Origin of the sequence: Streptomyces sp. CAU 1734, from assembly GCF_039888735.1 — a bacterium.
GTDB lineage: Bacteria > Actinomycetota > Actinomycetes > Streptomycetales > Streptomycetaceae > Streptomyces.
In genome coordinates, this window is the sequence record NZ_JBDQQP010000005.1 from 58,687 (window position 1) to 80,260 (window position 21,574).

A 21,574-nucleotide genomic window follows, 5' to 3' on the forward strand; every position below is an offset into this window, starting at 1 on the left:
GTATGCAAGTGGCTGTAAAAGCCTCAGAAGTCGAATCTCCCGGATGGTGGCTGAGACGTCTTGGACGTCGCATCCTTGACGAGCAGCCGGATTCTCCGGATCCCGCCACGGGTGACGTCCGCCCCGGCCTGGACACCTTGCGCAATTTCGCAGAGGGCAACCCGCCTATCCCGCACGTACTGGGCGTCGAGCCGCGAGAGGCGAAAGACTGGATGCGGGATGCCCGCACCAACTACACTTCTCTCGTCCTGGACTCATCGGCCGAACGAATTCATGTCGACGGCTTTCGATTCGGTGAGCCCGACGAGGCTGCCAGCCAGGACGCTCAGAAGGCGGACGACGACGCCAACCGCATCTGGCAGGAAAACAGCATGGACGCGGATGCGGATCTCGTCCATTACGGCGCGCTATCGCAGCGACGGGCTTTCGTTCTCGTGGAGCGTGGCGACGACGGACGGCCCGTGCTCACGCACGAGACTCCTCGTCAGGTTGCAGTGGAGCACGCGCAGGGAAACCGGAGACAGTTGGCCGCGGGGCTGAAACTGTGGCGAGACGACTGGACCGGAGAGACCCGGGCGACGCTGTGGACTCCGACGGAGATCCGGGAATTCAGAACCGCTTCGGAGAACCCGTCGTTCAGTGTCGCGCGCGGCGACCTACGCGGCTGGGACGCCGTGGCGGTGCCGAACTCTGAGAGCGACAGCAGCGCCAATGTTTTGGGCATGGTGCCGCTCGTTCCGTTCATCAACCGCCGCACCCGCCGGCCTGAAGGCTTCGCGGAGCACGAGGACGTTCTGAGCATTCAGACGCGGATCAACATTTCGTTGATTAACCTGATTGCGGCCATGAAGTATGGCGCCTTCCGGCAGCGATACGCCGCCGGCCTCCAGGTGGATGAGGATCCGCTCACGGGCGAGAAGATCCAGCCTTTCCAGCTCGACATCCGACGCCTGTGGACGGTGGATGACCCCGAAGTCAGATTCGGGGAATTCAGCGCCACCGACCTCCGGCCGTACATTGCGGCTGTGAGCTCTGCGGTGCAAGATCTCGCGGCTATCAGTCGCACACCTCCGCATTACCTCCTTGGGCAGGTCGTCAACGTCAGCGGCTCCGCCCTGACGGCCGCGGAAACCGGCCTCGTGTCCAAGGTCCGCGACCGTCAGCGGGCTTTCGGAGAGAGCTGGGAAGCGGTCATGCGTCTGGCATTCCGCGTCCTTGGCGACGAGGCTCGCGCGAGTGCTTGGCACGCGGAGACCCTTTGGCAGGACCCGGAGTCCCGCTCTGTTGCTGAACTTGCCGACGCTGCTGTGAAGAAGAAGGCAGCCGACGTGCCGTGGCGTCAGCGCATGGAGGACATGCGGTACACGCCGACGCAGATCGCGCGTATGGAGATCGACCGCGCCGCGGACTCGATGAACGCCACGCCTCCGCCGGCCCCGATCACTGACATCCGTGACGCCCGTGAACAGCGCGACACCCGGACGACTATAGGCCGGGACGGGGTGGCGGATGACGACGCCATCGCCGCTTGATGGTCGGTACGGGGCCGCAGTTCAGCGTGTGTGGGGGACAGTCCTCGGGCGTGTAGGACGCATCTGGAGTGGCCTTGACGCCTACCGGGACGCCGACGCGCGTGGCTTCCGACGTGATGCGCTTCCGATCATCCTGGCCGGTCAGCGCAACATAGCGACCCTGACAGCCGCCTACCTGGAACAGTCGTACCGGGAGTTGGACCCTGGCGCGGACCGCGTCGCCCTGGACCTGGACGCCGTGACCGGTGCCGCCCTTCGCGGAGTGGATCCGAACGAGGTGTACGAGCGCCCTTTCGTGGAGCTGCGCGCAGCCCTGTCGAAGGGCGTGCCCCTCGCTGACGCCATTGAGCGGGGCGAGCGACGCCTCACGTCCATCACGAAGACGGATCTCCAGCTTGCCCGCACACACACCGTGCGCGAGGTGGGCGCCTCGATGCCGCGCTTCGAATACACCGTGCGTGTCCTCCAAGGCGAGTACGACTGTGCCTTGTGCATGATCGCGTCGACACAGCGCTATCGGAAAAGGAACCTCGCTCCGATCCACCCCGGCTGTGACTGCCTGGTGAAGCTGGTCAGCGCCGACGAGGATCCCGGACAGATCGTGGATGAGGCGCTGCTGGAGCGCGTGCACGAGCTGGTGGAGGACGCCACAGGACGCATGGACCGTGGTGGCCGCGCGATTGACTACCGAAAGATCATCATTGCGCGGCAGCACGGTGAGATCGGTCCGGTACTGAGCTACAAGGACCACAAGTTCACGAGTGCCGAAGACATCGGCCCGATGGGATCCGATGGGCATGGCGACGAGCCTCCAACCTCCCCGCCGGCCGTACCGACTCCACCGTCAGATGGTCCGGGCCCACTGGGGTCATCCATATACGACGGCTCGGGCGACGACGCTCCGAGCGAGCGCGAACGGCAGGCACTCGACCACGCCATCGCGGCTATCGCACGCGTGCACGGCATGGACCGAGAGATGCCGTCGATTCCGCTGCTCAGCGCGCAGCCCGGACGGCTTGGCGCGCTGGAGTGGGACGTCTCAGGGCCGACGGCCCTCCGTGTAACAGGACGGGGTGGGTGGCCTGAGCTGACGGTGGTGCACGAGCTGGGGCATCTACTGGACCTGAGCGCGCTCGGTGACAGCATGACTCGGCTGCTCTCTGACGAACTCAACCCGGCACACATGCAGCCGACGCATCCGCTTGCCGGATGGTTCTGGGCTGTGATGCAGACCCGCGCGTACGCGTCGCTGCGTGACCAGGCTGCGAGCACGGACGATGTGTGGGCGGTGTTCGAGAAGGACGGGACGACGTACCACTTCAAACCGTCGGAGGCACCGTACTTCATCCAGCCGCGGGAGCTGTTCGGCCGGGCGTATGCTCAGTGGATCGCGCTCCGATCCGGGGATCCTGTGCTGCTGGCTCAGCTCGACAGAATTCTTCGGCTTGGACAGAACTCCACTCTGATATCTGGTCCGTCCATCGGCTACCAGCGACAGTGGGAGCTGGATGACTTTGCCCCGGTAGCTGACGCACTGGACGACCTTTTCGAAGATCTAGGACTGCTGAGGTGACCATGCCGGGCGAGATCCGGAGCGGTGATGTGCGGTACGTGACGGACGAGCCGTCACAGGACGGCGCACCTGAAGGCGTAGTCATCACCAACCGCGACCCGCTGATGATGGAGTACGGCGACGACGGCCCATGCATGGAGCCGGCCGAGATCTCCTAGTCCTCCGTACCCCAACACCCGTAGGGCCCATCACACCGATGGGCCCTTTTTCATGCCCGCCATGGGCTGACGACCATCCCGACAGGGGAGACCACCATGCCTGAGCCCACTACTCCGCCGACCCCTCCGGCCGTCAATGAGCACGGATACCCGGACAACACCCCGACGTCTGACATGGCGCCGGAGCATCAGGTGGCGTACTGGAAGCATCACGCGCGCAAGCACGAGCAGCGCGCTAACGCGGGCGTCGACCCCACAGAGCTGGAGCGGCTGCGTGCCGCTGACGCCGAACTCGCCACCCGCAAGGCTGCGGAACTGAGCGACACGGAGCGCGTCCAGGCGGAGAAGGACGCCGCTGACGCTGCTCGGATCACCGCTGAGCGTGAGCGGGACGAGGCGCTTGCGTCCGCGCTTCGCATCACGGTGGCCGCGGAGAAAGGGCTCACCCCGGCTCAGGCCCGCCGGCTCCAGGGCTCCACGCGGGAGGAACTGGAGGCCGATGCCGACGAACTGCTGAACGACTTCGCTCCTGCCGCACCTGTCACCAACCCGCCACCGGCCCGTGTCGGTGGCCCTCGTGGTGCCGACGTGGGCGGCGCTCGAACCACCGCATCCGGCGCTGAGCGATATCGCGCGCGCCACGCGAAGAACTGACCTACTCCACTGGAGGACGTATGGACCTCAGCCTGAAGGTTGAGAGCTTCACTCAGGACCGCCGCGATTGGCTGGGGTCCGCACATGGCACTGACGCGCCCGTCAGCGTATCGCTCGATGTCAGCAAGTTCACTGCCGGCACTCACTACCCGGACGGGTACATCAAGTCCGGCATTCCACTCGGCAAGGTGACCGCGACGAGCCTCTACGGCCCGTACGACGACGCCGCATCCGACGGACGACAGACCTGTGTCGGGTTCCTCTTCACCGCTCAGGACGTCAATGCCCGCCGCGTGACCTCCACGAAGGTCGTGGGCTCGATGCTCCTGCACTGCTTCATCCGTGAAGCGAAGCTCCCCGTCACCATCGACGCCGCTGGGAAGACCGATCTCGGTGCCCGCGTCATCTTCGTCTGAGAGGTACTGATACATGCAGCTCATCACTGAGTATGCGACTCCGGCGGAGCTGACCGGCTACGCGCGTGAGGCCCTGCGGGACCGGGAGGAGAATACGTTCTCCCTCAACCGATGGCTCCCCAACGACACCATCAACGATCTCGTGTACCGCTTCAACCGCGGAGGTGGTGGCCTCGTGGAGGCAGCCGTTTTCCGTGCGTTCGACGCTGAGTCGGACATCGGCAGCCGGTCCGGCGCCGCGCGAGTGACTGGCGAACTGCCGCCGATCTCGCGGAAGTACCCGCTGAGCGAGTACGACCAAATCAAGATGCGGAACGTCGACAGTCAGGCCGACGAGATCCGCGACGCCATGGAGGCCGACGCCGTCAAGGGTGTCAGCGCCATTGGGGCCCGCGCGGAGCTTGCCCGAGGTGACGCGATCTTCAACGGCTCCGTGACCATCGCGGAGAACAACGTCTCCGCCGGCGTGGACTTCGGCCGCAAGGCCGGGCATTCCGTGACGGCCGCCATCGCGTGGAGCTCGACGGAGACCTCTCTGGCCTACGACTACTTCATGGCGTGGCTCGACGTCTACAACGACACCAACGGCGACCTCCCGGCCAACACGCTGATGTCCCGGAAGGCGTACAACTTCCTGCGCAGGAACAAGCAGATACGTGAACTCGCTTACCGTGGCGCATCGACCGCTCCGACCGTCCTTACTAAGGACGACCTGAACAACATCCTAGGCGACTTCGACATTCCGCCGGTCGTGATCTACGACGCGAAGGTGTCCGTCGGAGGCACCGCGACCCGGGTGACCCCAGAGGACAAGATCGCATTCCTCCCGGCTCAGGGTGACGCTCTGGGGAAGACGCTGTGGGGTGTCCCGGTGGAGGCGAACGACTCCCGGTACGGCCTCCAGGGCGACGCCGCGGGCGTGGCCGTGGGCGCCTACAAGTCCGAGGATCCCCAGACTGTGTGGACCCGCGCAACTGCGATTGTCCTTCCCGTTCTGGGCGCCCCCGATCTTACGTTCGTCGCAGACGTCCTCTGACAGAGAGCGCGAGGCATTGGCGTGGCATCGCTACAGTCCATCGTCCACATCATGGATTCCGACGGGTCGCCGCATGTCTTCGGCCCCGCCGACGACGTCCCGGAGTGGGCGCAGGAACTCATCACCAACCCCAAGGCGTGGTCCGATCCGCCCACGCTAGTCGACTCGCGTGAGACCACCGCAGGCCGTCCACCTGCGACGAAGCGCGCTCCGCGCCGGAAGGCGGGAGCATCTGATGCCCCTGTTCAGTCCGGCTGAGCTGCGTGCGCTGATCGGCCCCACCTCTGACGAGCGCGCCGCCCTGGCGCACGACCTGACGGAGGACGCGATCCGCGGGGAGGTGGGGGACCGGCTGACGGACCCCCTCCAGCCTGGCGTGAAGTCGGTCGCCCTGGCGGTAGCGGCGCGGGTGCTGACGAACCCCACCGGTGTCCGCTCCGAGCAGGCCGGCGGAATGCTGGTCAGCTACGCGGACACACAGACTGGCGTGGTCCTCTCTGACGACGAGCGACGTCGGTTGCGGCGTGCGGTAGGTCTGGCTTCCGGAGCGTCGATGCTGAACATCGCCCCGGCGGACATCGCTCAGCCGGTGACGGTCTGGCGGGCACTGTGAGTCTGATCGCGGCGCTCATGTCCGAGACCATCACCCTCCGCCGGCCCGGCCCACGAGTGCGTGACTCCACCGGATCACTCGTCCCGGGCCCGCCCGTGCTCATCACCGTGGAGAACTGCGCGGTGATGAGCCCCTACGGAGTGACGGTCGGATCCTCGTCGGAGACGCACGACGCCTCATCGGCCGTGACGACGCGCCGCGTCCTGGCCGCGCCTCTCGGAACTGACGTCTGGGCGGACGACGAGATTCTTCGCGGCTCCGAGGTGTGGCAGGTCATCGGCCGCCCCCTCGTCTTCCCACTCACATCACTGGCCCGCGTGGAGGCCGCACTGGAGGAGGTGACCGGCTGATGGCGACGCGATCCAAGTACTACGGCCGGTACACCGGTATCGGAGCGATGCTTCAGCGCCCGTGGCTTCAGCCGCCCTGTAACAGCGCGGCAGACAAGTTGAAGGTGCTCGCAGAGGGATTCTCACCCGTCGGTGACCCGGTGGAGGACTCCCATCCGGGCCTCTACAAGGCAAGCTTCGCGGTCGTCCCGATCATCAAGAACGTGCCCTTCAAGGGCCGTCCTCGGATGCGCCCCGGAGCTCGACTCCTCAACACTGCGCGGCACGCGTGGCGTGTGGAGCGGGGAGACGGACGAGTACCACGCTATGCCCCTATGCAGCGAGCCATTGACGCGCTGAAGGCGGTGAGTGGCGGTGTCAACACCTGAGTTTCCGGAGGTGGAGGCGGTGCTGCCTCCGTGGATTGAGGCCATCCTCGACGTCTTCAGCGCCGCTGAGACACCACCCGATCTGGAGAAGCGCCTCCCGATGGTCCGAGTGGAGCGCATCGGCGGCCCGGACGCGCGCTTCTCCCTGCACCCCCGCGTGGCAGTCGACGTTTTCGCGGCCACAGCCGACGAGGCGCGGACACTGTCGAACCGACTCAGTGCCGCCCTGCTGTTCCTCCGCGGCCCCGTCGGCAACGTCGTCATCCGCGACGTGAGATGTGACTCGGGGCCGTCCCGCCAGCCATGGCATAACCCGGCGGTCCATCGTCGCGGAGCAACGTACACCGTGAGCCTCCGGGCCGCATAACCCCCTGACTTTCAGCCCCGAATGCCGACGGCTTTCGGGCTTCTCCCATGCCCTGGAGGGCTCATGGCGGTAAACCGTGATGCCGAGCTGACGTTCGGCGCAACTGACTACTTCGTCCACATGGCGGCCGTGAATACGGCGATGCCTGCGGCGTTTGCTGATCCCGCGACGCCGTGGATCAGTCTCGGATGGATCACCACGGACGGCGGTGTTTTCAAGACCGAGCAGGAACAGAAGGATGTCGAGGCGGCGGGGTCGCTGGAGCCGATTCGCACCCTGATGACAAAGTCCACGAAGACGAACCAAGTCACGTTCCTGGAGGGCATCAACCCCGCAGTTCGGTCGCTTTACGACAACGTTCCGCTCGCTTCCTTGGAGCCGACGACTGGCGTTGTCACGTATGACCTCCCGGACAAGCCAGCGGACCTCCGCTATGCCTTTCTCTTCGATACGAAGGATGGGGACAAGCGAATGCGTCTCTACATGCCCAATGGGCTTGTAGTGGAGCGTGGTGACGAACAGCCGCAGACGCAGGACGTCATGCCACTTCAGATGACGTTCAAGTTCTTCAGGGGAACCGGCGGAACTGCGGCTGTGAAGCGCTCGATCCACTTTGGCGGCGTCGATGTTTCCGGCTACTTCCCTGGCCCGTGATCCGGCCTTAGTCACATACCAGCAGAGCCCTGTACCGCGCGGGTCCGGGGCTCTGCTATTCCCCTTGCTTCACCGACCCGCGCCCACTCTTCTTAGGAGACCCGCGCATGTCTGACATCACCCCCGCACAGGCTCAGGAACTTGAGGCCACCGACGGCTACGGCGTCGCTGAGCTGGACGGTACCCCTCTCCGCATCAAGGACATGAAGCACTGGCGCCCCAGCTACATGCGCGCACTGCGCAATGGGGATTTCGACACCTGGGCGGCCGGCGCATTGCACGAGGACGACGTTGCCAAATTCGTTGACCTGGATGCCACTTTCGAGCAGATCGGTGAGTTCACCTCGGCCGCCATTGAGGCTGTGGGAGAGACCCCGGGAAAGTCTGGCAAGCCCTCCGCATCGCGGAAGAGCACGCGGAAGCGCTAGAGGCTGACCTCCTCCGCTACTTCCATGGCGCGGACCTTCTGGACTTCTATCGGGGGAGGATGTCGATTCGACGTCTGCGGATTCTAATCGATTCCCTTCCCCCGGAGTCCCGGACCAAAGTCGCAATTCGCAACGCGATTGACCCGAGCGACCTGGAGAGGGCCACCACGGACCACCGTCCCGACCTCGCTCCGTGGAGCAGCACTGAGATGCTGCTGGCGCGTGTGATTGACGAGCTGGCATTGAACCGGATTGTCGCGGTCGCAGCCGCAGGAGCGAAGCCGCCGGAATTCAAGCCGACGCCCCGACCCGGCATTCCTCCATCAGCCGCAGGCGGACGAAAGAGGCTCAGTGAAGAGGACCGCCGCGCACTGGATCCGCGGCTGAGAAACCAGCCGAAGGAGTAATACCGTGGCGGATCTGGATATCGTCGGTACAGTCGCTGTCGACGTCGTCCCCATTGTCCCCAACTTCCATCAGAAACTGTCCGATGCCATCACCCCCATTGCCGACCGCGTGGGGACGGAGGCCGGTCAGGCTCTGGGGCAGCAGATGGGTGACGCCATTGCGCGTCAGATATCGGCGGCCATTCCGGCATCCTTCGGCGGATCCGCGGCGCAACGAGCGGCTGCGCGTCAGGGTGGTGAGGCGGGCGGTGCCTTCGCCCGTGCCCTTCAGACTCGTCTGACGGCAGCGTTTCGCGCGCTGCCCCGCCTGCGTGTGGGTGCGGACACCTCAGACGCAGACTCCGACCTCCAGGCGCTCCGTGTCCGCATGGAGAGCATCGCTGGCCGTCGCATCGGCATCGATGTGGACGTGGCCGACGCACAGCGCGAGATCGAGTCCATCGACGCCGAACTCCGCCGGCTAGGAGCGTCGCACCCGAACATCTCCGTGCGGGCGGACACGGCAACCGCGCGTGCCGCCCTAGCTGAGGTGCAGGCGCATATAGCGGCTGTGGACGCGACGGATCCGAATCTCAACATCGACATCGACACGTCGGGCGCCACCAGCGCACTCGTGTCGCTCGGCATCCAGATGGCCATCCTGATGGCGATACCTCTGGGACCAGTCCTGGCGGCCGGTCTCGGAGCGGTCGTCAGCATGGCGTTCGCCGCTACGGCGGGTGTGGGTGCTCTCGGCCTGGCTGCCATCCCCGCCATCAAGGGCGTCACTGAAGCTCTCCAGGCGAAGACGGCCGCTGAGGACGACGCGGAGAACGCAACCACGCGTGCCGCATCAGCGACCCGGCAGTCCGCACAGCGTGCCCTTCAGATGGCCGGCGCACAGCAGACGCTGGAAACCGCTCACCGGAACGCGGCACAGTCCATCGCTCAGGCGAGCCGTCAGGTGGAGGACGCGGAACGGGCCGTGGCGCAGGCTGCGCAGCGTGCCGCGGACCAGCGCCGCCAGGCCGCGGAGAGTGTCGAGCGTGCGGAGCGGTCCCTGGCCGACGCCAAGCGCAGTGCGGTGCGCGCCGAGGAAGACCTCACCGAAGCCCGTGCCGACGCGGCCCGTCAGCTCCGGGACCTGAATGACCGCCTGGCGGAAGGTGCGCTTGACCAGCGTGAGGCCGCTCTTCGCGTCACGGAGGCACAGCAGCGTCTTCAGGAAGTCATGGCCGATCCCCGTGCCACAGACCTCCAGCGTGAGGCCGCGCTCCTTGCGCTGGATCAGGCGCGTCTGGCCGCCAAACAGCAGCGCGACGACTACGCCGACCTCCAGAAGTCGGCCGCCGCTCAGAAGGCTGCCGGCGTCGAAGGATCTGACGCAGTCAAGTCCGCTGCTGACCGTCTCTCCGACGCACAGCAGACCGTCGTAGACCAGACGAAAGCCGTTGCCGACGCACAGCGTGCCTCCGCCCGAGCTGCCGCAGAAGCTGCCGAATCCGTCGCCGACGCTCAGCGTCGCGTGGCTGACGCAGTGGAGAACGCGGCAGCCACTCAGGTGGAGGCCGCGGAGTCCGTGGAGGCCGCGGAGCGAGGTGTGGAGTCGGCCCGGCTGTCGGGTATGGCCGCCCTCACACAGGTTACGTCGAAGGCTGAGGAGCACCGCAAGGCACTTGCGGCCCTCACCCCGGAACAGCGTGACCTGTACGACTCCATCGCCGGCCCGACGGGCATCAAGAAAGCCTACGACGAGTGGCAGAAGTCCCTTCAGCCGGAAGTCCTCCCGCTGTTCACCCGCGGGGTGGAGAGCGCGAAGAGCGCTCTGCCCGGTCTGACGCCACTCGTCCTCGGGGCCGCAAGCGGTATCGAGACGCTGTGGGACAAGGCATCGGCTCAGCTGAAAACTCCGTTTTGGATGTCTTTCAAGGCCGACTTGACGGACAGTGTGGAGCCCGCAGTAGAGGGCTTCGGCAACGCGTTCGGAAATGTCGTCAAGGGCATTGCCGGAGTCATCGACGCCTTCCTCCCCAAGATGGACGGCATCGCTACACGGTCCGACAGGATCACCGGTCGTTTCGCCCGCTGGGGCTCAAGCCTCAAAGGCTCACCACAATTTGAGAAATTCCTGGCGTACGTAAAGGACACCTCTCCTGGACTTGCCGAGTTCATCGGCAAAATCCTCGGGATGGCGCTGGAGCTGACGAAGGCTTTGGCACCCCTTTCCGAAGCGATGATGGAACTGCTCGGACCGGTAATTGACGGACTCACCTGGATAGCCGAGAACGCGCCTGAGGCCGTGATCGCCCTGTGGGGAATTTGGGCCGCACAGAAGGCAATCACCCTCGGCATGGCAGCGTTCGCCATCGCCATGGGCCTTTATCGAGCGGTCATGATCGTCGCCACCATCGCGACGTCAGGTTGGGCTTTCGCCCTGGCCGCGACGGGTATTGTGCCGCTGATTCAGGCGATCGTCATCGTCATCGCACTCCTCGTGGCTGGCGTCGTCTACGCATACAATAACTGGAATTGGTTCCGAACTGCCGTAGACACGACGGTAGATGCACTCGGTACGGCCTTCTCCTGGCTGTGGAATAGCGTCCTCAAGCCCGTGTTCAGTGCGCTGGGAACGGCGTTCTCCGCCGTCGCCGACGCTGCGATTTGGCTGTGGGACAACGCCATCAAACCAGCTTTCGGGTTCATTGCGGAGGCCGCGCAACTCCTGTTCACCGCGCTCCTCACTGTCCTTCTCCTGCCCGCCTATTTGGCATTCCAGGCGCTCTCTGCCGTCGCGAAATTGCTGTGGGACGAGGCCATTAAGCCCACCTTTGAGGCTATTGGCGATCTGGCGATGTGGCTGTGGAATGAGATGCTGTCGCCCGCTTTCACGGCTATCGGTGATCTTGCAGCATCGGTGTACGACGATTACATCAAGCCGGCCTTCGATGGGATCGTCTCGGCGTTCGAAGCAGTAGGTGAGGGTGCTGAGTGGGTTTGGAACGAGATCCTATCGCCAATCTTCGATTGGATTGCTGAGAAGGCTGATTGGGTTTACGAGGACGCGATCAAGCCCGCCTTCGATAGTATCAAGACGGCAATGGCTGCTGTGGCTGAATCCTTCGAAGAGGGCAAATCCTCCATTAAGAAGGCGTGGGACCAGGTACAGGAGATCGCCAAAAAGCCCGTCCGCTTCATCATGGAGCACGTCTACAACCGGGGCATCGTCCCGCTGTGGAATAAAGTCGCGGGCATCACTGGCGCCGACAAGCTGAAGCCGCTCGACCTCAAGGGATTCGCCCGAGGTGGCGTTCTGCCTGGTCAGTCCTCATGGCGAAGCGGTGACGATCAGCTCGTCCCCATGCGACGTGGCGAGGGTGTCTACGTCTCGGAGGCCATGCGCGACCCGTACGAAAAGGCCCGGCTCTTCGCAGTCAACTCGGCCGCAATGCGCGGCCAGTCACTTGCTCCATTCCAGGGCGGGTACGCGACGGGAGGCATCGTCGGATGGCTCCAGAGCAAGGGCAGCGCCGTCGGCGACTTCTTCTCCGGTGCGGCTGACTTCCTGAATCCTGTCGAGATCTTCAAGGACGCGACCGGCTTCGTCCGGGACCAGATGAAGGAGATCGCCTCCAACCCTTGGGCCCGGGAGATCGCCAAAATCCCCGTCACGGTACTGACCGGCCTGCGGGACGCCGCCATTGACATGGTGGGGCTGGGCGGAGGAAATGCCGCCTGGAGTAAGCCGGTCGATGCTCCATACGGAACGCCTTTCGGTAAGCGCGGCCTTATGTGGTCCTCCGGGCGTCACACCGGTCTGGACTTCCCCGCGGCATCCGGAACGGCAATCAAGGCGGTCGACGCTGGCCGAGTTGCCGTTGCCCGCAGTGGCGGTCCTTACGGAATCCACGCCACCATCAATCATGGTGGCGGATTGTCCAGCCTCTACGCTCACATGTCGAGCTTGCTGACGAAGGTCGGCGACGAGGTATCACGCGGACAGCGAATCGGAAGTGTCGGCAGCACCGGCAATTCCACTGGCCCGCACCTCCACTTGGAGGCCCGGCGCAATGGAAGAGCCGTAGACCCGATGCCGTACCTGACCGGCGTGGCGATGAACTCCGGCGGGAAGACGGTCGAAGCCGCTCAGCGGTACGCACAGAACATGTTGGGCTCGTTCGGATGGGGTCCTCGTGAATGGGGCCCGCTGAAGAGCCTGTGGCATGGTGAATCCGGGTGGCGCTGGAATGCCAAGAACCCGTCCTCCGGTGCCTACGGAATCCCGCAGGCACTCCCCGCCACGAAGATGGCGACGGCCGGCGCTGACTGGCAGAGCAACCCGGCTACCCAGATCCAATGGGGCCTGAGATACATCAAGGACCGGCCGGACTACGGATCTCCTTCCGCGGCCTACTCCAAGTGGTTGAGCCGGACGCCGCACTGGTACGACGATGGCGGATATCTGCCGACGGGCCTAAGTGTCGTGGCGAACGGAACCGGAAAACCGGAACCGGTGTTCACCTCCACCCAGTGGGATGACATCCGGGCCGCGAAAACCTCCGGCACCACTGAGCTCCACGCCGACGTGAAGGTGTACGTCGGCGACCGTGAAATCACCGACATCGTGCGCGTCGAAATCGATGCCCGCGACGTCGAGACCGCATCCGCTATTGAGACAGGACGGATCATCTGATGACGAGCCCCGCTCCGGATCCTGAGCACCCGGTGGAGAGTCCCATCTACACCGCTCCACCGCCCACTGAGGCGCCACCGCCTACTGAAGGGCCTCGCCCCGGTGCCGACGACGGCAACAACGGTGGCACCGGCGACGGTGGGGGTGACGGCGGAGGCGCTGGGGACGGTGGCGGAGATGGCGGTGGCGGGTGAGCGTCGCCACCAACCTCCTCGCGGCCAACGTCAGCGAGATCGAGACTGACGCGTCAGGATGGGTGGCCGGAGCCAACACGACGGCCGCCCACTCCACCCGTTACTTCAGCGGGGCGCGCAGCCTCAGTCTGACGGCTACAGCCGCCGGATCTGTGTCCGCCACTACGGCCGCTCGTGTGGCTGTGGTGGCGGGCGTCGAGTACACCTCGTACGCCTACTTCGCCAACCTCACGGCAGTTGCGGGACGCGTCGCGACAGTGCGTGTTGACTGGTACACAGCAGTCTCCGGCGGCTCTCCGATCAGCTCCATCACCTCAGCCGGCGTGACGATGGCGACCGCCACGACGTGGACGGTTCCGCCTCCCATCCTCATTGGCGTGGCACCCGCGGGCGCACTGTGGGCGTCCGTGACGGTCTCCGTGACCGGCCTGACGGCTGGAACTGGCGTCGCGGTGGACAGTATTGACCTCGGCCCCACACCCGCCATTGCGGGCAACCTCATGTCCTACAACGATCAGGGCCTGGAGGTTTCCACAGCGGGCTGGACGAGCGACGGTACGGCCGTCATCTCGCGGCCCGGTGGAACTGGGATCGCGTATGAGGGCTGGTATGTCCTTGGCGTGACGTCCGCAGCTCCCGCGACGGTGAAGGTGACGAGCGCAACCGCGTACCCCGTGACCGCAGGACTGGAGTACACCGCACACTCGTGGGTGCAGTCACCCACGGCCGGCGGTGCACACGTGGTCGCCATCGTGTGGTACGACGCCAGCAACGCCGTGATCTCGACGTCAAGCCAGTCGTGGACGATCACCAACGCAGACGCTTGGATGCGGTGCAGCGTCATCGTGTACGCGCCGGCAGGAGCGGTGACCGCGCGCGTGGCGCTCACGAGCACCGTGGTTTCCGGCGGCCAGGTGTGGGAGTACGACCAAATCGCGCTCCGACCTGCGCCTAAGCCGGCGGGCGCACTGCTCTCCTACCGTGCGCAGAGTATGGAATCGGGAGCCACAGCGTCGTGGACCGGTATCAACTGCACCATCTCCCGCTCCACCGCATATGCGTGGGAGGCATCAAACAGTTGCCGAATGACCCCGGACGTGGGGGCACCGTACATCGGGCTGCGACTCACCACGCCGGTACCGGTGACGCCACGTGAGGCGTATACCGCGCAGTTCCGTGTCCGCTTGGACGCCAGTGCGGTTGCGCGACGTGTCACCACACGGCTGAGGTTCTTCAACTCTGGCGGGACGGAGATTCGATACCTCGATCTCCGGTGGACTATCGATCCGTCAGCGGGCGGGTGGTACACGCTCCCAGTGAGCGCCGCAGCTCCGGCAGCGTCGGCCACGATGGGCATCGAGATTGACCTACTCACGCCAGAGCTGGCCTATGTCGATGACGTCACCATTCAGCCGGGAGGCATGGCGATCCTCGCGGATCCCATTCCTCACCAGTACGGCGTCACCCTCTCCATCTCCGGTCTCACGGCCGGCGGCTACACCTACTGGGGTCTGTGGCGGATGGCGGCCGACGGCACCCGTGTAGCGGTCCGCGGCCCGGCGGGAGATCTGGTCCAGGAGACCATCGTCGGTGATCTAGCGGTGGTGGAGGATCACGAGGCACCTCTAGGCGTGCCCGTGACCTACACACTCCAGGTCTCCACGTCCCCGACGGTCTACCGATCCACATCATCGGACTCCGTGATCATCGAGCAGCCGCCAGACACAGAGATCGTGCTGAAAGACCCGGGTCTTCCCGCGCGTCAGATGACTGCTGTGGTGGCCAAGGGCGGGATGCCGACGTGGACGAGGAAGGCCCGGCAGAGCGTCAACCTGGTCCGCGGGCGCTCGTTGCCGGTCGTCATCTCCGACGTCAGGACCAGCCGGGAGGGATCCCTCATGCTGATCACGGAGACGGCAGAGGACATATCTGCACTCTGGTGGCTCTTGGAGCCGGGCTCAGTCCTCTTACTGCACTGGCCTCCCCTGTTCAATGAGCGCGACGTATACGTCTCCGTCGGCGACGTCAGCGAGGCGCCGTTCGTGGAGCATGCCGGATACTCGGATCGCCAGTGGGTGCTTCCGCTGACGGAGGTGGACCGCCCTATCGGCGGCGCCACTGGATCCTCCGGCCGTACGTGGGAGCTCATTTCCACAGAGCACGACACGTGGCTGAGTGTCCTGGAATCCGGCTCCACGTGGCTGAGCGTCCTGACGGGAGTGAGCGACTGATGCATTCGGTATCCGCGGCATTCCTCACGGCCTTGACGACGTCACACAGCATCCGCGTCACGGTGACGGCCATGGTCGGCTCTACAGTCCTTGTGGCAGACGTCCCCGTAACAGACGGAAGTGTCACGCTGGACCGGGGAAGCAAAGTCCGCCGTTCCCTTTCTATGACGGTGGCGGATCCGAAACTCCTCCCTTGGAGCGCGTCGGATCCGCTCGCGGTGTACGGGCAGAAGCTCGTCGTCAGCCGCGGAATCCGATTCGCCGGAGGGGCGTTTGAAGACGTCCCTCTCGGAACGTTCCGTGTTAACGAGCCGACGGGCGATACGCTCACCGGCCCGGTGACGCTGACCGGGCAGTCATCGGAATGCTACATCGCCGATGACAAGTTCCTCGTTCCGACCTCAACGCGTGGATACGCGACGTGTGTCGACGCAATCACTTACCTCGTCCGGCAAACCCTTCCATCCGCCGTCATAGTCAACGCAACGGCCGGCGCTCGAAATCCCGCCTGTGCCGTTGCGACGTGGAACACTGGCGCGGACCGTTGGGACGCCGTTCAGCAGATCGCATTGTCGATGGGTGCGGAGATCTACGTCGATGCACTGGACCGTTTCGTGATTGCCGACATTCCAACGCCGCTGACGTCTTCCGTTGTCTGGGATATCGCGGAGGGGCAGGGCGGAACACTGATGACTGCCTCTCGCCAAATGTCTCGCAACGCCGTTTACAACGCCGTTGTGGCCAGCGGGCAGAATGCCGCAGCCAACACAGCGCCGGTCAGTGCTGTTGCGTACGACGATGAACTATCCAGTCCGACCCGTTGGGACGGGCCTTTCGGTCGAGCACCGAAGCACATTTCCTCGTCGCTCTGGACGACAGTCGGACAATGCCAGACAGCCGCAGACTACGCGCTATTCGACGCCATCGCGCCGAACGTGACGACGTCTATTTCCGCTATTCCGAACCCGGCCCTGGAGGCGGGGGACTGCGTCCGTGTGCGCTACGCCGACCGGCGCGAACTCGCCATCGTCCAGTCTCTGACGATCCCGCTGACGGCTGAGGGCTCATCCTCGCTGACGCTGCGCGGAGGCAAGGAGGATCCATCCCCGTGAACGCACGTCAGAGGCTCGCAGACGCCATCCAGCGGGCTGTGAGCGCCACAGTGGCGCAGGAGAGCCCCGGATGGCTCACAGCCACTGTGAGCGCCACGTATGGAGACGGAACCGTCGACATCACGACAGCCCGCGGACCAGTGGCGCGTGTGCGCCGGCTGAAGTCGTATGCGTCGCCTGCCGTCGCGGAGAAGGTCATCGTCCTCTATCACCCTGACGGCAATTGGGTTGTCGTCGGAGCCCTTGCCCCGTAAACAATTGGAGCTCATGCATGCCTGCAAACGACGCCTACGGGCAGGGTGTTCAATATCCCGTCCTCGCTGATCCGCCCAACGCGGAGACGGCGTTCCAAACGGTGGTGAACGGCCTCGTTGCGCTGACGGTTATGCGTTTCGACAACGCAAACGACCGCGCCGCTACCCTCGTTGGGGCATCGGCTCCTGTTCGGGGAATGATTTCCTACCTCATCGCCGAAGATCGCTGGGACCGTTTCGACGGTGACGGCGTTTGGCGCGCGATGTCCCCGGGGCAGTGGAAACCCATCACGTTCGCATCGGGGTATACGGCGTTTGGCGGAAGTCCCGGATATCGCATCGTCAACGGTGAGGTTCAGTTGCGCGGTGCATTCCGCCGCTCATCGGGTGGCGATCTCGCGGTGACGACGGAAACGACGTTCCTGACGCTCCCAACGGAGGCACGCCCGCCAGATGGCCGGGTGTTCATCGCTGCCGGAAACGCAACGACGAGCGGCGGCATCACCCGATTCTCGGGGCGGATCAGCGTTCAGTCGTCCGGCGTCTGTTCCTTCTTCATGCCCGCTGGCTCGACGTCCGAATTCCTCTACCTGGATCAGGTGCGGTTCAGCATCGACTGACGTTCCACCACATCATCTCGCCCCGCCTCGTCGGGGCTTTTTCTATGCCCGGGAGGGGAACGCCGATGGGCGAAATCTGGATCAAGGAAGCCGAGCGACTGGGCGACGGAAGTATCGGCGGATCGATGGACTCGCCGAAGACCCCGGGCCGCGCGGTGTGGCACAGCACCGAAAGCGGGCACGGGGACGCGAGTTTCAAGAACGTCGCCGCGTACCTGATCAAGATCGGCGCTGAGCCGCACATCCTCTACGACCCGACGACGGACAGGCTCGGACAGTTCGGCCCGCTGAATGAGTCCGCGCGGGCACTTCGGAATGACGGGCTGACGAGGACGAACCGCACAGGCCGCGTCTGCATTCAGGTGGAAGTCCTGGCGCGGGCCGCAAGGCCATTCACGGGGTACTGGGCGCCGGGCCCGAACTTCCGCTCCCTCATGCGTGCCATCCGCTCGTGGGGCGTCCCTGACGTCTTCCCTGCCGGCGTTCTCGCGACGTCGTACGGCGCGAAGGTCTCTCGATCCCGAACCACGTGGGCGACGAAGGGTGGTCACTACGGCCACTGCAACGTCCCCGGAAACGACCACTGGGACCCGGGCGGCATCAGCCGTTCTGCTCTCTTTGCCGCAGCTCCGAAGGACAAGCCGGCCCCTGAGCCTGAGAAGCCGAAGCCCCAGCCCGTGGTGGACCTCTCCAACTTGATCGCCGCAGCTCGTCGGGACCCTGGTCTGAAGCAGGGCGGAACCACGCACCCGGCTGACGTGAAGGTTGTGGAGAAGGCACTCCAGGCGGAGAAGCTGCTCCCCGCCACCTACGCGGCCGACGGATCCTTCGGCTCCACCACGGTCGCGGCCTACAAGGCGTGGCAGCGTCGATGCGGCTACACCGGTTCCGCGGCCGACGGTATCCCGGGCCTGACGTCGCTGAAGAAGCTGGGCGACAAGCGCGGCTTCACGGTGAAGGGGTGACGTGGGCACTGAGATCATCGTGGCTCTTATCGGCGCCATAGCCGTGATCTGTGCGGCCGTCGTCACCTCCCGCGGCGCCCGCGCTCTCCGTCAGACGCAGACTGCCGTCCAGGCGGAGGGCACGCTCACGCGGGAGAGCCTGGCGGAGAAGCTGGAGGAGCACGGGCGGACGATGCACGCGAGGATTGATGACGTCAGAGAGGATCTTGACGACGTCCGGGAGTCTGTGGCGCGCGTCCGCGAGTGGCAGGCCGGCCATGCCGCTGAGCATCTCCTGATGACGTATCAGCCACCTTCGCAGGACGATTGATTCGTCATCAGGCTGTGATGACAAGAGCGTCACATCCTCGCCTGATTACCCCATAACCCCAGTGAGACAACCTACTCACCGGGGAGAGCACATGGGGAACATCGGCATCATCGGGCGCGCACGGAGCGGCAAGGACACCGCCGGCCGGTGGCTCGTGGACCACCGCGGATACCGGCGAGTGGCGTTCGCAGACCCGCTGAAGGAGGCGGCGCTGCGGGTAAATCCGATCGTCGTCGCCTACGTCGGCTTCTGCGACGAGTACGACCACGATGTGACAGCGAGAACCCTGTCTGACGTGGTGCGGGACATTGGCTGGGAGCGCTCCAAGGACGAGTACCCGGAGGTCCGCCGCTTCCTTCAGGAGCTGGGCGCCTCGATGCGCGCCGTCGATCCGAACATCTGGCTGCGCGAGGCACTGGCGCGCGTTCAGATGGCCAGCGAGAACGGCGTGCCCGCTGTGATCACCGACGTCAGGTACCCGAACGAGGTGGCCGCCCTCCGGGGCCGCGGGTTCCATCTGATCTACATCGACCGCCCTGGCATTCCGCACCTGGACCACGAGTCCGAGAGCGCCCTGACGGCCGACGACGCGCACCACGTGATCCACAACGACGCCGACGTCGCGACGCTGCTGACGTTCGTGGAGGGCGTGACGGATCTGATCTACATCAACGAGTCCCGGCGTCACTACGCCCGCTCCCACTCCTGAGAGGACCCTATGACCCGACTCCGTACCTATCTCCGCGACCTCAGCATCCGCGTCTACGTCCGACTCCAGGTGTACGCCGCGATGGAGCCGGTCCGTCTGCGCGCAGCACTCACGTCAGTCGTACTGGCCCTGGCAGTCGCCTTCCCCGCGCTGGCCGCTCCTGTGCTCGCTGAGCGCATCGTGGCCATCGGCGTCATCGCGCTCCCCATTCTGGTGGGGGAGGGTGCCCGACGACGCGTGACGCCGATCGACCCTACCGGCGAGTAGGACCTCTAGCCCCCATCCTCTCCGGAGGGTGGGGGCTTTTTTCATGCCCAAAATTGGGATCCGCATGAGTCGACTAGCGTCGCGTCCTATATCGTCTGCGGCATGCCGACCTCTACCGGCCCACAGGATGTCCTGGACGATCTGTGGGCGCGCATCCGGCAGTCTGTGCCACCCCTGCCTCCGGCACAGATCGCCATCACAACCGACAAGCCCACGGGCTACCACGGCCCTGAGCGATGGTCCCTGGATGACGGCGTCCTTCAGGGCCTCACCGTGCCGACGTCTGTCCTGCGTGACGGACCTGACGCCGTACTCCTCTACCTCCTCCACGATGCCGCGCACGTCCTGTGCTGGCGCCGCGACGTGGCCGACACCGCTCGACACGGCCGCTACCACAATCTCGCGTACGTCAGGGCTGCGGAAAAAGTGGGGCTCGAACCGTCGCCGGAGCCCCGTTCGGCCTACGTCGGGTACCTGTCCCCGACGCTGCCGAAGTCCACCCGCGACCTCTACGCCGACATCCTGCGCCGGCTGGAGGCGATGGACGACGAGGCACTGCCCACTGCTCGCACCCCGATTCCGCGGGTGCGCCCACAGGGCCGCATTTCCCTCCAGTGTCGTTGCACCCCGCCCCGTCTCATCCGTGCATCCCCGACGACAGCGAGCGCCGGACCGATCACATGCGGTGTGTGCGAGTCGGATTTCATCTAGCGCTAGCCGGTAGCGGTCTGCCACAGTAATGCTCTGGCAGACCTCTGTCCCCCCACGTCCATGCAAGGAGTACACAATGGGTAGCGAAATCGGCCGGCGAGACCCGGTGAGCCTGGAGGCGCTGGATCCGTCCAAGGAAATCGCCGCCGTTCAGGTAGATCACCTGGTGCAGCAGTCGGACGAGTACCTGGCTGCCGCGGGACGCGCCTACGCTGCGGAGTATGCCCGCATCTACGGGCACCCGACGCTCCTGCTCAAGCATCTGGCTGCGGTACAACTCGCAGCACGCATCCGACTGGATGACATCCCGGGCCGCAGCTCCCCGTACAAGGCGTTGCTAGCCGAGATGTACTCCGGCATCCAGATGCCGGCGGAGGATCTGGACCGCATGAAGGCGACGGTCCGCTACCACCTGAACAACCTAATCCGGCGCGTCCTCACCGCGCGCCAGTTGCGCTCACATGGGCTGCTTGACACTGCCCCGGTGGAACGGGGAAGAGACGCCCGGGAGACCACTCGCGTACTCGTCCAGGCTGCTACGGCGTCGATCGAGGCGGCCTCGGAAACCCCCACGAAGCGTGGCCGCAAAGGCTCAGGAAAGACATCCGACGCACCCGTCCGAGCTGGCAAGGTGACCGCTGACCATCTCCGTCTCGCCACGGTGGCTGCGAGCATCTTGGGACAGATCGATGCAGACGTGGCCATCCAACACATGACGGACGGACAGCGCAAAGCCCTGGACGCCAAGCTGGCCGAAGCGGAGAAGGCTCTCCGTGCGCTGCGCCGTCACCTGAAAACAGGCAGCTCAGGGACATGATCGGCCCCACGTCAGCGCGGCTCCTCGTCCTCCCCGATCTCTGTACCTGTGTCAAAGTGTCAAATTAGACCCTATTTTTCAAAACCCTATAGAGCCTCTTAAGGGCCTTTGAAAAATGGGGTCCAGTTTGGCAGTTTGACCGGGGGCGACGGCCCCTGA

22 protein-coding genes are annotated in these 21,574 nt (G+C 65.0%); all 22 read left to right on the plus strand.

The features are described 5' to 3' along the window. The first annotated feature begins 2 nt into the window (after window positions 1–2). The 22 genes from AAFN69_RS10905 (at window position 3) to AAFN69_RS11010 (ending at window position 21,415) form a co-directional block, all read left to right on the plus strand. Window positions 3–1,532 carry a phage portal protein gene (locus AAFN69_RS10905; RefSeq protein ID WP_347728175.1) on the plus strand — a complete coding sequence of 510 codons (1,530 nt, stop codon included), beginning with the start codon at window positions 3–5 and terminating at the stop codon, window positions 1,530–1,532. Beyond that, window positions 1,510–3,105 carry a hypothetical protein gene (locus AAFN69_RS10910; RefSeq protein WP_347728176.1) on the plus strand — a complete coding sequence of 532 codons (1,596 nt, stop codon included), beginning with the start codon at window positions 1,510–1,512 and terminating at the stop codon, window positions 3,103–3,105. Before AAFN69_RS10905 ends, AAFN69_RS10910 begins: the two co-directional genes overlap by 23 nt. Then, window positions 3,102–3,263 carry a hypothetical protein gene (locus AAFN69_RS10915; protein ID WP_347728177.1) on the plus strand — a complete coding sequence of 54 codons (162 nt, stop codon included), beginning with the start codon at window positions 3,102–3,104 and terminating at the stop codon, window positions 3,261–3,263. The genes AAFN69_RS10910 and AAFN69_RS10915 overlap by 4 nt, the downstream gene beginning before the upstream one ends. Window positions 3,264–3,359: 96 nt before the next feature. Next, window positions 3,360–3,917 carry a hypothetical protein gene (locus AAFN69_RS10920; RefSeq protein WP_347728178.1) on the plus strand — a complete coding sequence of 186 codons (558 nt, stop codon included), beginning with the start codon at window positions 3,360–3,362 and terminating at the stop codon, window positions 3,915–3,917. Window positions 3,918–3,937: 20 nt separating this feature from the next. Next, on the plus strand, window positions 3,938–4,333 hold the full coding sequence (locus AAFN69_RS10925) for a head decoration protein (protein ID WP_347728179.1): 396 nt from the start codon (window positions 3,938–3,940) through the stop codon (window positions 4,331–4,333). A 13-nt stretch (window positions 4,334–4,346) separates the two neighbouring features. Continuing rightward, window positions 4,347–5,369 carry a major capsid protein gene (locus tag AAFN69_RS10930; RefSeq protein WP_347728180.1) on the plus strand — a complete coding sequence of 341 codons (1,023 nt, stop codon included), beginning with the start codon at window positions 4,347–4,349 and terminating at the stop codon, window positions 5,367–5,369. A gap of 235 nt (window positions 5,370–5,604) precedes the next feature. Then, entirely contained in the window at window positions 5,605–5,982 is a 378-nt protein-coding gene (locus AAFN69_RS10935; protein ID WP_347728181.1) for a hypothetical protein, read from the plus strand. A gap of 17 nt (window positions 5,983–5,999) precedes the next feature. Continuing rightward, window positions 6,000–6,332 carry a hypothetical protein gene (locus AAFN69_RS10940; RefSeq protein ID WP_347728182.1) on the plus strand — a complete coding sequence of 111 codons (333 nt, stop codon included), beginning with the start codon at window positions 6,000–6,002 and terminating at the stop codon, window positions 6,330–6,332. After that, on the plus strand, window positions 6,332–6,700 hold the full coding sequence (locus tag AAFN69_RS10945) for a hypothetical protein (RefSeq protein ID WP_347728183.1): 369 nt from the start codon (window positions 6,332–6,334) through the stop codon (window positions 6,698–6,700). The genes AAFN69_RS10940 and AAFN69_RS10945 overlap by 1 nt, the downstream gene beginning before the upstream one ends. A gap of 10 nt (window positions 6,701–6,710) precedes the next feature. Then, the gene (locus AAFN69_RS10950; protein ID WP_347728184.1) at window positions 6,711–7,067 is read left to right on the plus strand and encodes a hypothetical protein; all 357 of its coding nucleotides are present in this window, start codon (window positions 6,711–6,713) and stop codon (window positions 7,065–7,067) included. Window positions 7,068–7,130: 63 nt separating this feature from the next. After that, entirely contained in the window at window positions 7,131–7,721 is a 591-nt protein-coding gene (locus tag AAFN69_RS10955) for a phage tail protein (RefSeq protein ID WP_347728185.1), read from the plus strand. Window positions 7,722–7,828: 107 nt separating this feature from the next. Further along, window positions 7,829–8,149, plus strand: coding sequence for a hypothetical protein (locus tag AAFN69_RS10960; RefSeq protein WP_347728186.1), 321 nt, complete (start codon window positions 7,829–7,831; stop codon window positions 8,147–8,149). Between the two features lie 411 nt (window positions 8,150–8,560). After that, window positions 8,561–13,225 carry a peptidoglycan DD-metalloendopeptidase family protein gene (locus AAFN69_RS10965; RefSeq protein ID WP_347728187.1) on the plus strand — a complete coding sequence of 1,555 codons (4,665 nt, stop codon included), beginning with the start codon at window positions 8,561–8,563 and terminating at the stop codon, window positions 13,223–13,225. A 190-nt stretch (window positions 13,226–13,415) separates the two neighbouring features. Next, entirely contained in the window at window positions 13,416–15,650 is a 2,235-nt protein-coding gene (locus AAFN69_RS10970) for a hypothetical protein (protein ID WP_347728188.1), read from the plus strand. Then, window positions 15,650–16,762: a DUF5047 domain-containing protein gene (locus AAFN69_RS10975; RefSeq protein ID WP_347728189.1), complete on the plus strand. Its 1,113-nt coding sequence runs from the start codon at window positions 15,650–15,652 to the stop codon at window positions 16,760–16,762. Before AAFN69_RS10970 ends, AAFN69_RS10975 begins: the two co-directional genes overlap by 1 nt. Window positions 16,763–17,033: 271 nt before the next feature. Next, window positions 17,034–17,636: a hypothetical protein gene (locus AAFN69_RS10980; RefSeq protein ID WP_347728190.1), complete on the plus strand. Its 603-nt coding sequence runs from the start codon at window positions 17,034–17,036 to the stop codon at window positions 17,634–17,636. Window positions 17,637–17,701: 65 nt separating this feature from the next. Next, complete coding sequence (locus tag AAFN69_RS10985) at window positions 17,702–18,601, plus strand: peptidoglycan-binding protein LysM (protein WP_347728191.1); 900 nt, start codon at window positions 17,702–17,704, stop codon at window positions 18,599–18,601. A 1-nt stretch (window position 18,602) separates the two neighbouring features. Next, on the plus strand, window positions 18,603–18,911 hold the full coding sequence (locus tag AAFN69_RS10990; RefSeq protein ID WP_347728192.1) for a hypothetical protein: 309 nt from the start codon (window positions 18,603–18,605) through the stop codon (window positions 18,909–18,911). Between the two features lie 91 nt (window positions 18,912–19,002). Next, window positions 19,003–19,620: a hypothetical protein gene (locus AAFN69_RS10995; protein WP_347728193.1), complete on the plus strand. Its 618-nt coding sequence runs from the start codon at window positions 19,003–19,005 to the stop codon at window positions 19,618–19,620. A 9-nt stretch (window positions 19,621–19,629) separates the two neighbouring features. Further along, window positions 19,630–19,887, plus strand: coding sequence for a hypothetical protein (locus tag AAFN69_RS11000; protein ID WP_347728194.1), 258 nt, complete (start codon window positions 19,630–19,632; stop codon window positions 19,885–19,887). 102 nt (window positions 19,888–19,989) lie between these two features. Continuing rightward, on the plus strand, window positions 19,990–20,598 hold the full coding sequence (locus AAFN69_RS11005; RefSeq protein ID WP_347728195.1) for a hypothetical protein: 609 nt from the start codon (window positions 19,990–19,992) through the stop codon (window positions 20,596–20,598). A 76-nt stretch (window positions 20,599–20,674) separates the two neighbouring features. Then, a complete protein-coding gene (locus AAFN69_RS11010; protein WP_347728196.1) occupies window positions 20,675–21,415 on the plus strand; it encodes a hypothetical protein in 741 nt (246 codons plus the stop codon). Window positions 21,416–21,574 lie beyond the last annotated feature (159 nt).

Excerpts from the sequence above, each read along its gene's own strand:
- AAFN69_RS11010 (WP_347728196.1), top strand. The coding sequence starts at position 20,675 with ATGGGTAGCGAAATCGGCCGGCGAGACCCGGTGAGCCTGGAGGCGCTG.
- AAFN69_RS10945 (WP_347728183.1), top strand. The coding sequence starts at position 6,332 with ATGGCGACGCGATCCAAGTACTACGGCCGGTACACCGGTATCGGAGCG.
- AAFN69_RS10940 (WP_347728182.1), top strand. The coding sequence starts at position 6,000 with ATGTCCGAGACCATCACCCTCCGCCGGCCCGGCCCACGAGTGCGTGAC.
- AAFN69_RS10930 (WP_347728180.1), top strand. The coding sequence starts at position 4,347 with ATGCAGCTCATCACTGAGTATGCGACTCCGGCGGAGCTGACCGGCTAC.
- AAFN69_RS10925 (WP_347728179.1), top strand. The coding sequence starts at position 3,938 with ATGGACCTCAGCCTGAAGGTTGAGAGCTTCACTCAGGACCGCCGCGAT.
- AAFN69_RS10980 (WP_347728190.1), top strand. The coding sequence starts at position 17,034 with ATGCCTGCAAACGACGCCTACGGGCAGGGTGTTCAATATCCCGTCCTC.
- AAFN69_RS10935 (WP_347728181.1), top strand. The coding sequence starts at position 5,605 with ATGCCCCTGTTCAGTCCGGCTGAGCTGCGTGCGCTGATCGGCCCCACC.
- AAFN69_RS10920 (WP_347728178.1), top strand. The coding sequence starts at position 3,360 with ATGCCTGAGCCCACTACTCCGCCGACCCCTCCGGCCGTCAATGAGCAC.
- AAFN69_RS10975 (WP_347728189.1), top strand. The coding sequence starts at position 15,650 with ATGCATTCGGTATCCGCGGCATTCCTCACGGCCTTGACGACGTCACAC.
- AAFN69_RS10955 (WP_347728185.1), top strand. The coding sequence starts at position 7,131 with ATGGCGGTAAACCGTGATGCCGAGCTGACGTTCGGCGCAACTGACTAC.
- AAFN69_RS11005 (WP_347728195.1), top strand. The coding sequence starts at position 19,990 with ATGCCGACCTCTACCGGCCCACAGGATGTCCTGGACGATCTGTGGGCG.
- AAFN69_RS11000 (WP_347728194.1), top strand. The coding sequence starts at position 19,630 with ATGACCCGACTCCGTACCTATCTCCGCGACCTCAGCATCCGCGTCTAC.
- AAFN69_RS10985 (WP_347728191.1), top strand. The coding sequence starts at position 17,702 with ATGGGCGAAATCTGGATCAAGGAAGCCGAGCGACTGGGCGACGGAAGT.
- AAFN69_RS10905 (WP_347728175.1), top strand. The coding sequence starts at position 3 with ATGCAAGTGGCTGTAAAAGCCTCAGAAGTCGAATCTCCCGGATGGTGG.
- AAFN69_RS10910 (WP_347728176.1), top strand. The coding sequence starts at position 1,510 with ATGACGACGCCATCGCCGCTTGATGGTCGGTACGGGGCCGCAGTTCAG.
- AAFN69_RS10960 (WP_347728186.1), top strand. The coding sequence starts at position 7,829 with ATGTCTGACATCACCCCCGCACAGGCTCAGGAACTTGAGGCCACCGAC.
- AAFN69_RS10995 (WP_347728193.1), top strand. The coding sequence starts at position 19,003 with ATGGGGAACATCGGCATCATCGGGCGCGCACGGAGCGGCAAGGACACC.